The sequence below is a fragment of the Pseudomonas sp. PS01270 genome (assembly GCF_029959775.1).
Classification (GTDB): domain Bacteria; phylum Pseudomonadota; class Gammaproteobacteria; order Pseudomonadales; family Pseudomonadaceae; genus Aquipseudomonas; species Aquipseudomonas atacamensis.
The window spans coordinates 1-7,253 of sequence record NZ_JASCPT010000190.1 but is presented as its reverse complement, the minus strand read 5'-3'; the positions used below and the strand labels follow the sequence as shown (position 1 = coordinate 7,253).

At 59.8% G+C, this 7,253-nt stretch carries 5 protein-coding genes; all 5 read right to left on the bottom strand.

The features are described 5' to 3' along the window. Positions 1–210: 210 nt before the first annotated feature. Positions 211–1,581: a TolC family outer membrane protein gene (locus QMX86_RS26705; protein WP_282387187.1), complete on the bottom strand. Its 1,371-nt coding sequence runs from the start codon at positions 1,579–1,581 to the stop codon at positions 211–213. 2 nt (positions 1,582–1,583) lie between these two features. Continuing rightward, positions 1,584–2,933, bottom strand: coding sequence for an HlyD family type I secretion periplasmic adaptor subunit (locus QMX86_RS26700; RefSeq protein WP_130929542.1), 1,350 nt, complete (start codon positions 2,931–2,933; stop codon positions 1,584–1,586). Beyond that, entirely contained in the window at positions 2,930–4,705 is a 1,776-nt protein-coding gene (locus QMX86_RS26695; protein ID WP_282387188.1) for a type I secretion system permease/ATPase, read from the bottom strand. The genes QMX86_RS26700 and QMX86_RS26695 overlap by 4 nt, the downstream gene beginning before the upstream one ends. Before the next feature lie 180 nt (positions 4,706–4,885). Further along, positions 4,886–5,308 (bottom strand): AprI/Inh family metalloprotease inhibitor, encoded by a 423-nt coding sequence (locus QMX86_RS26690; protein WP_153188966.1) that lies wholly within the window; start codon positions 5,306–5,308, stop codon positions 4,886–4,888. Positions 5,309–5,399: 91 nt separating this feature from the next. Beyond that, entirely contained in the window at positions 5,400–6,845 is a 1,446-nt protein-coding gene (locus tag QMX86_RS26685; protein ID WP_110645372.1) for a serralysin family metalloprotease, read from the bottom strand. Between the last annotated feature and the right edge of the window lie 408 nt (positions 6,846–7,253).

The window sequence follows — 7,253 nt, the reverse complement described above, 5'->3', positions numbered from 1 at the left end:
AACCTGCGTCCAGCTCGGTGGTTCAGGTCTATGCAGCTATCGCAGGCCACTCGGTCAGCCCTCTCCCTGTGGGAGAGGGCGCCGACCGTGTTGTCTTCAGTCATTCAGCGACCTGAGAAAAACAGTCGATTACGGATTCAGCACAGCTCGTTCAAGTCGGTGCATCTCGCCAATCTCCCCGGATCGGTCCCCTCTCCCCCTGGGAGAGGGTCAGGGTGAGGGCTGTTGCGCGACCACAAATGCTTCGTCCACCCGCGCCAGATCCTGCTCATTCAGCGTCCCGGCGTAGTAATGCAATTTGGTCCAGGCCATCAGGTAGTCGTAGCGTGCCTGGGCCAGGTCGCGGCGGGTGGTGAACAGTTGCTGCTCGGCGTTCAACGCATCGAGATTGGTGCGTTCGCCGCCCAGAATGCTTTGTCGGGTCGAGACCACCAGCGCCTCGGCCGACTTCAAAGCCTTCTGATAAGCACGCAATTTGTTCACGCCCGAGAGGCAGGCGCTGAACTGGCGGCGCAGTTCGATCAAGGTTTCGCGGGTTTTGCCATCCAGTTCGTATTCGGCCTGCTCCATGGTGCGGCTGGCTTGCCGTGTCGAGGCCGACACCCCGCCGCCGGCGTACAGCGGCACGCTGACTTCAAGGCCGATGGTGTTGGTTTCGTAGCGCTGGTTATAGGTGTTGCCGCTTTCGGACTCGTTGTCGCGCATAGAGGCATAAGCACTGACTTTCGGCAGATGCCCGGCGCGGTTGCGTTCGACTTCATAGCGCGCCACTTCCACGGCCTGACGCTGCGAAGCGAGGTTCGGGTTGTTGCTGATCGCCAGTTCATGCCAGGTGTCGAAGTTGGCCGGTTGCAGGGTGAAGGTCTGGAATTGCTGACCAAGCGGCGCCAGATCACCGATATCCACCGCCGGCACGCCGACCAGCGCCCCGAGCTCACGCAAGGCAGCATCCTGCTCATTACGCGCTTCGATTTCCTCGGCAGTCGCCAGCTCATAGCGCGACTCGGCTTCGAGAATATCGGTGCGCGTGCCCTCGCCCTGCTTGAACATGTGTTCGTTCCGCTGGAACTGCTGTTCGTAGGCCTTCTTCTTCGCCTGGGCGATGTCGATCTGGTCCTGGGCGAACAAGGCTTTGGTGTAGTTATCCAGCACGCGCACCAACAGTTCCTGACTCTTGCCGCGAAACGCTTCGTCGGCGAACAACGACTGCGCCACACCTTTGCGATACGCCGCATAAGCCTCGTAATCGAGCAGCGGTTGCTGCACCGTGAGCGCCGAGCCGTAACTGTTGTAGTTGCGCTCATCGGTGCGATTGCGCGCACGATCATCCAGAGACGTCGCCTTGGACGAGTTGCGGCCCTTGTTGTAGGTGTAACCGATCCGTGGCAGCAGGCCGGCGCGGCCAATCACGCGGTTTTCCAGGCCGGCATCGCGCTCCTTGATCGCACCAAGGAACACCGGATCGTTGCGCAACGCCTGTTCGTAAATCTCGAATGGCCCCATGGCCGCGACTGCCGCGTGACTCGCGAGCAGCGTCATTGCGGCTCCCAGCATGCAAAGCTTTTTCATACAGCCGAACATCCTTATTCCTCGGTCAACGCAGAACCGGCGCGATCGAGCAGCGGTTTGAACAGGTAGTTGAGGAGTGAACGTTCACCGGTGCGCACGAACATTTCCGCCGGCATGCCGGGCTTGATCACCAGGCCGTTGAGCTTTTCCATCGCCTGATCACTGACGCTGCTGCGCAACACGTAATACGGCACGCCAGTTTTCTCATCGACCATCTGGTCAGCGGAGATCAGGCTGACTTCGCCGGGCACGCGCGGGGTTTTGCTCTGGTTGAACGCGGTAAACAGGATGTCCACCGGCAAATGCGTGCCGACCTTGTCGATCAGGTTGACCGGCAAGTGCCCCTCCACTTCCAGGGTGGTGCCTTGCGGAACGATCTCCAGCAGGGTTTCGCCCTGACGCACCACGGCGCCTTCGGTGTGCACGCCGAGGTTGACTGCCACGCCATCGGCGGTGGCGAGGATCTCGCTGTGTTGCAGATCGAAACCGGCGGAGGTCAGCTGTTCGGACAGCGTCACGCTTTTCAACTGCGCATCGGCCAGTTGCGTGCGCACTTCCTTCTGGTATTCCTCGCCGTGCTGCTGCAACTTCAGGCGCGATTCAAGGATGCCCTGCTCCACGCGGCCGCTTTCACCGGTATTTTCCGCCAGCTGCTGCTGCACTTGCGACAGTTGCCGCTGGTAGTCCATCAAGCGGTTGCGCGGGATGTAGCCGTTGTCGGCCAGCGGTTGCAGGTTGCTCAATTGTTGCTGCAAGGAACTGGCCTGAGCATTGAGGTCGCTGCGCGCGCGGCGCATGCCGGCCAGTTGCGCGGTGGCGCCTTCGATGTTGGCGCGCAGTGCCGCTTGTTCTCGGGAGAACGCTTCGCGGCGGCTGCTGAACAGTTGCCGCTGGCCTTCCAGCACCAGCGCCAGGCGCGGGTCCGGGTCGTTGCTCAATTCAGGCGGAAAGGTCACTTGTTTGAGGTTGTCGCGCTCGGCCTGCCAGCGCGCGAGGCTGGCCCAAGCCATGCGGTACTGCGCCTGCAGCGATTGCACATCGGCGGCGACCTGCGTCTGATCGAGGCGGAACAGCGGCTGGCCCTGCTTCACGATCTGGCCTTCGCGCACCAGAATCCGGCTGACCACGCCGCTGCTCATCGACTGCACAGCCTTGCGTTTGCCCGAGACCACCACCGTGCCCTGCACTGGAATGCCCTGATCCAGCGGCGCCAGTGCGGCCCAAGTGAAGAAACTGCCAGCGCCGACGATGGCCAGAATCCAGCCCAGGCGCGCGAAGAATTTCGCATCACGCTCCGGACGTTCGGTGAGGTAGGCGTGTTCCATGTTCGCTTCGTTTTCAGTGTTCATGCTGGCGCTGCTCATACACCCGAATTCCTTGTCGTGGGCTGATACTGCCGGCTCATGCTGAGCCCGCCCGGTGCTTGTGCGGCTTTTTCGCGTTGCTGTTCCTGCTGACCGGAAAGTGCCTTGAGCACATCCTGACTCGGGCCGAACGCCTGCAAACGGCCATCGTTGAGCACGAGCAATTTGTCAGCCTGAGCCAGCACCGAAGAACGGTGCGTCACCAGAATCACCGTGGTGCCTTGCGCCTTGAGTTGCGCAATGGCGCTGGCCAATGCCGCTTCGCCGACGGTGTCGAGGTTGGAATTGGGTTCATCCAGCACCACCAGACTCGGCGTGCCGTACAGCGCGCGGGCCAGGGCCACGCGTTGCTTCTGGCCACCGGACAAGCCGCCGCCGTCCTCGCCCAGTTGCGTGTCGTAACCTTGCGGCAAGCGCAGGATCATTTCGTGAACGCCGGCCTGTTGCGCGGCAGCTACGACTTTTTGCGAATCGGCGTCGCTGAATCGCGCAATGTTCTCGGCGATGCTGCCGCTGAACAATTCGATGTCTTGCGGCAGGTAACCGATGTAAGGACCAAGCTGATCGCGGTTCCAGCGATGAATATCAGCGCCGTCGAGGCGCACGGTGCCGCCCAGAACCGGCCACACGCCGACCAGCACTCGAGCCAGGGTCGACTTGCCGGAGCCGGAAGCGCCGAGCACACCCAGCACTTCGCCAGCGCCCAGCGTGAAATTGACCATATGCAAAGTGGCTGCACGCTGCCCGGGCGGGCCGGCGCTGACTTGTTCGAAGGTGATCTGGCCTTTCGGTGCCGGCAGTGCCATCGCCTCGTCGCTTGGCGGAAACGCCTGCAACAGCGCATCCAGACGCCGGTAAGCCAGCTTCGCCCCGCTCCACTGCTTCCATACGGCGATCAGTTGATCGATCGGGCTCAGCACGCGGCCCATCAGGATCGAACCGGCGATCATCATCCCCGCCGTCATGTCGCCCTTGATCACCAGCAACGCGCCAAGGCCCAGCACCAGGGATTGCAGGCACAGGCGCAGGGTCTTGCTCAGTGAACTGATCACCGCGCCGGTGTCGCTGGCCTGGTTCTGCAAGCCGAGAAAGCGCGAATGCACCCCGAACCAGCGCTTGCGCAGCGAGCCGAGCATGCCCATCGCCTGAATGGTTTCGGCGTTGTGCAAGTGGCTGGTGGCCAACTGGCTGGACTGCTGGGAAAAACCGGCGGCTTCGCCGAGGGGCTTTTTGGTCATGTATTCGTTGAGGCAGGCCAGTGCGATCAGCAGCAACGCGCCTGCCGTGGCCAGCACGCCAAGCCAGACGTTGAACAGGTAAATGACAAACAGATAGACCGGGAACCACGGCGCATCGAAGAAGGCGAACAGTGCCGGGCCGGTGACGAACTGGCGAATGTGGGTCAGGTCGCCCAGCGACTGCCCGGCGTTGCCTTCGCCCTTGAACAGGTTGCGCTCGAATGCGGCCTGATAGACACGCAAATTGAAGCGCCGCTCCAACTGGCTGCCGATGCGGATGACGATAAAGCTGCGGATCACTTCCAGCAGCCCGATAAAGGCGAAGAACCCGACCACCATCAGCGACAGCATTGCCAGGGTGGTTTCGTTTTGTGACGACAGCACCCGATCATAAACTTGCAGCATGTAGATCGACGGCACCAGCATCAACACGTTGATCAGCGCGGTGAAACAACCGACGCTGATCAGAATGCTTTTATAGTCGCCCAATGCCTTGATTAACGGAGCGGTGGCAGAAGACTTCGCCATCTTCATTGATTCTTCCTGAATTCATGCCTCGTCATTACCGGACGAGCATTCCATTGATATTCCGCCTGCCTGCCAAAGATGACTTGCAAGTAGCGCTTACAATTTCATAACAACTTGACCGGATGCCGCGCTTATAACGCACGACCACTGGCTTATATCAACTTTCTTTCACCCGCCAACCATTGCCTACTGCGCTGCGCGCTCTAACGTAATAAGCAGTTCGGCGCTCAAGGCCTTTGTATAAATGCCATCACGCTGGCGGCTGAAGAAGGCGATCCTCGAACCTTCCTTGCCGGTGATGGAAATGCCATCGGGCTCTGGAAACCAGCCGATTGGCGCTTCGCCCAACCACGCGGCCAGACATTCAGTGCCCTCGCCCAAGGTCTGGTTCGGCGCAAGCTCGACCAGGCAAGTGTTCGAGGGCTTGTCTTGCAGCGACCGCGTTTCGGGTGTGTCACTGTGACCGGTCAAAGTGGCCTGCCAGCGCCCGGCGAATGCCGAGGGTTCTTCGAGTCTGAGGCTGCTTGCCATGCTTGTCGCTCCGGTCATCATCAGCGTGACTGCCATCAGCCATGCCATCGTCGTGTCAGTTAAAACGTATCGAGTCATAGGAAACTTCACTTCCGCTCGTAGCCTTGCTCGGCGATCAGGCCGATGCAAGCGAAGAAAGCGACGCACGAGGCGCCGCTTTCCTCTCACATCACGCGACGATGTCGCTGGTCGCAGCCTGGCCCACGGTGCTGACGATAAAGTCAGCCACGCCATGCCCGGAGAAATCCACCGACAACAGGCTGTTGCCGCCCGACGAGGTCAGCACCGCATCGCCGGCAGAACCGGTGAAGCTGTTGACGAAGTGCAGGCCCGCGCCGTTGGTGATGCCGGTCAGGTCGATCTTGTCCAGACCACTGACGAAATCGAGAATCTGATCGATCGCCCCCGGCTTGGAGTCCGAACTGGCGGCGAACACGAAAGTGTCCGAACCGGCGCCGCCCCACAGTTTGTCAGCACCACCAGCGCCGTACAGGATGTCGTTGCCGGCACCACCCTTCAGCTCGTTGGCCACGCTGTTGCCGATCAACAGATCGCTGCCCGAACCGCCAATCGCGTTCTCGATGACTGCGCCCTTGGCGATCGATACGTTGCCGACCATGCCGCCAACGTCGGAGAACGAAGCGCTGTTGAGGTTGATCTTCTGGTTCTGGGTAAACCCGGAAAAGTCCAGGGTGTCCTTGCCGCCGGCATCCCAGACAGAGAACACCACTTTGTCGCTCGACGACGAAGCGCTGAGGAAGTCGCGACCGGTATTGGAGTTGAAGCCGTAGGTGGTGTCGCCGGTGCGGGTGGTGGTGTTGGCGCCGTAGAGCTTCTGGATCGCGGCGATGTCGTCCATCAGCGGGCCGGACGAGTAGGCTTCGACGCCGGCCTTGCTGAAGTTCTGGTTGGTGTTGCTCTCGCTCCAGTAACTCATGACGCTGTAGCCACGGGTGTCCTGGCCATAAGTCGCATCGTTGTAGGTCGGGTTGCCGTTGCCGGCGTTGTAGTCGCCGGGGTGCGCAAGGCCAAGGGTATGGCCGATTTCGTGGGTCAGGGTCTGACGACCGTAGTTGTTCAGTTCCGGGTTCTTGTTCTGCGTGTAACCGCTGTTGATCAAGTACCACGAGGTGCCGTCATAACCAGCGCCGGTTCCCGGCAGATAGGCAAACGCCGCAGCGCCATCCTGGCCACCGCTGTAGTTACCGAAGGTCATGTGCCCGTCGCCGCCCGAGGCTCTCTCGGTGAAGGTGACATTGGCCACGTCGGCCCAGGACTGCATGGCGAGCTTGGCCTGCGCCTGCTGCTGCGCGCTGAACTGACTGAACCCGCTGATGCCGTGCTTGTTCATCGTGCTGTTCGAGGCCGACGTCAGGAACGTATAGGTGAGTTCGATCTTGCCGCTGCCGTCCTTGTCCTGGTAGGCAGCGCCGTCACGCAGCAGTTGCGTAGCCGCCTGGTCGACGGTGTACGAGGGTTTGCCATTGACCGTGAGGTTGCCGCCGCGGTCGTACTGATGGCTGAAGCTATTGATCTGGTTGTACGCCGAGCTGAAGGCAGCCAGCTGGAAAGCCTGTTCGGCGGAATCAACAGCATTGGTTTTAACTTTCGACATAAACACACTTCCTTGTTTAGCAATGGAACAGTTTTTGTCCGACAGGACGATCTTTGGCGAGATCGTCCTATCACTCGCCCAATGAAGGCGTAACGAACCTGACACAATTGGAAATCTGTCGTAAAGAGTTTTTTTGCGATCCAATTTGGTGGTATCAGGAAACTGCCGTAAACAAAGCGTGCGGGGAGGAAAGATTGTTTTTAGTTGTAGCGAGGGTGGAAATTGTCTGACGATTTTCTATTTAAATATTAAATATCGCTAAGTTTGAATTTGTTGGGCAAGTCACACTTTTCGCCAATGGTGCCAGTGATCTGATATCAACTATCCTGATTCATTGAATAACGAATGTGGGAGCGAGCCTGCTCGCGAAGACGCCAAGCCAGTCAACATAAGTGTCGAATGTCAAAC